The 2,371-nt window shown below is 50.4% G+C and carries 1 protein-coding gene and 2 rRNA genes (1 of these 3 running past the window's edge); all 3 read left to right on the plus strand.

Annotated features, from left to right (window positions below):
- A 23S ribosomal RNA gene (locus ACFRAK_RS26970) occupies window positions 1–554 on the plus strand; it begins 2,375 nt to the left of the window's first position.
- Window positions 555–620: 66 nt separating this feature from the next.
- Window positions 621–737, plus strand: a 5S ribosomal RNA gene (rrf, locus tag ACFRAK_RS26975).
- Window positions 738–1,147: 410 nt separating this feature from the next.
- The coding region (gene guaB, locus ACFRAK_RS26980) for an IMP dehydrogenase (RefSeq protein ID WP_394572886.1) at window positions 1,148–2,371 on the plus strand (1,224 nt) is incomplete at its 3' end.

Genomic DNA, 2,371 nt, shown 5'->3' on the forward strand with positions numbered 1-2,371 from the left:
GAGCTTGACTGCGAGACCTACAAGTCGAGCAGGGACGAAAGTCGGGCTTAGTGATCCGGTGGTTCCGCATGGAAGGGCCATCGCTCAACGGATAAAAGCTACCCCGGGGATAACAGGCTTATCTCCCCCAAGAGTCCACATCGACGGGGAGGTTTGGCACCTCGATGTCGGCTCATCGCATCCTGGGGCTGTAGTCGGTCCCAAGGGTTGGGCTGTTCGCCCATTAAAGCGGTACGCGAGCTGGGTTCAGAACGTCGTGAGACAGTTCGGTCCCTATCCGTCGCGGGCGCAGGAAATTTGAGAGGAGCTGTCCTTAGTACGAGAGGACCGGGATGGACGTACCGCTGGTGCACCAGTTGTTCCGCCAGGAGCATGGCTGGGTAGCTACGTACGGAAGGGATAAGCGCTGAAAGCATCTAAGCGTGAAGCCCCCCTCAAGATGAGATTTCCCAATTTAGTAAGACCCCTTGAAGACGACGAGGTAGATAGGTTGGAGGTGGAAGTGCAGCAATGCATGGAGCTGACCAATACTAATCGGTCGAGGGCTTATCCAAACATATTTCAAATGTGCTGCAAATTCGTTTCGTATCTAGTTTTCAGGTGATCAAGCATCTGAGCCGTTTGGTGGCGATGGCGGAAGGGTTCCACGCGTTCCCATACCGAACACGACCGTTAAGCCTTCCAGCGCCGATGGTACTTGGACCGAAGGGTCCCGGGAGAGTAGGACGTCGCCAAGCGAACAACCTTAAAGACCGTTATCGAGTGATCGATAGCGGTCTTTTCCTATATGTGCACAGATTTTCTGGAGTATACTGCTTGGGCTTAGGTGATACTATACGACAGCATTAAGAAATGGAGTTGTCTGGATGTCCCAAAGGTTAATGGTAGACCAGGGTGGAATCGGGGATCCCCTCCATTATATAGAAGAAAACAGGCTTTTTTGTCTTTGCTGGGTAGACAGGGTGACGTATGGGATGGACCCTGATCAGACCTAGAAATAGGGGCAATTCAATCCTTGACAGCCTATGGGCCCTTTGCTAAGATGGCAATAATATATTTTTCTGAAAATAATGAAAATGCCGTCCGGTCCAGCGCCAGGCAGTTATTGTAGTCCGCAGGAAGACGACAAAAAGGAGGAATAACCCAGGTGTGGGAAGATAAGTTTAGCAAGGAAGGCTTCACCTTTGACGATGTTTTGTTGGTTCCTAGAAAATCCGAGGTACTTCCAAAGGAAGTGGATGTCAGCACCAAGTTGAGCGAGAAGGTAAAACTGAATATCCCTCTTATTAGTGCAGGAATGGACACGGTAACGGAGGCTCCTTTGGCGATTGCGATTGCCAGAGAAGGCGGAATCGGCATTATCCATAAAAATATGACGGTTGAACAACAAGCTGAAGAAGTCGATCGCGTAAAGCGCTCCGAAAGTGGCGTCATTACGAACCCGTTCTCACTGCATGCGGGACACCTGGTCTCTGATGCCGAGAAACTGATGGGTAAATTCCGCATCTCTGGTGTACCGATCGTGGATGAAGATAACAAATTGATCGGCATCCTGACGAATCGCGATTTGCGTTTCATTCATGATTATAACACGGTGATTAGCGAAGTTATGACAAGTGAGAACTTGGTTACGGCTCCAGTAGGAACAACGCTTCAAGATGCCGAGACGATCCTACAGAAGCACAAGATTGAGAAGCTGCCGCTCGTGGATGAGGATAACGTGTTGAAGGGGCTTATCACCATTAAGGATATTGAGAAAGCGATCCAATTCCCTAACGCTGCGAAAGATGCTCAGGGACGACTTCTTGTAGGCGCGGCAATCGGTATTTCCAAGGATACGTTCGAAAGAGCGGAAGCCTTGGTTAAAGCAGGCGTAGACGTGATTACGGTTGACTCGGCGCATGGTCATCACATCAACATCATTGATGCGGTTCGCAAGCTGCGCGAGCTTTATCCAGAACTGACCATCATTGCGGGCAACGTGGCGACGGGTGAAGGAACACGTGAACTGATTGAAGCCGGTGCGTCTGTCGTTAAGGTCGGAATTGGTCCTGGTTCGATTTGTACAACCCGTGTTATTGCAGGGATCGGGGTACCACAGATTACGGCCATCTATGACTGCGCAACGGTTGCCAAGGAATATGGCATTCCGATCATTGCTGACGGTGGCATCAAGTATTCCGGTGAGATTACGAAGGCAATAGCTGCAGGCGCTAGCGCGGTTATGCTCGGCAGCATGTTTGCCGGTACGGAAGAGAGCCCGGGTGAAGCTGAAATCTACCAAGGACGTCGTTTCAAAGCATACCGGGGTATGGGATCCATGGCTGCTATGAAACAAGGAAGTAAAGATCGCTACTTCCAAGATGACGAT

The organism is Peribacillus sp. NPDC056705, from assembly GCF_043656335.1.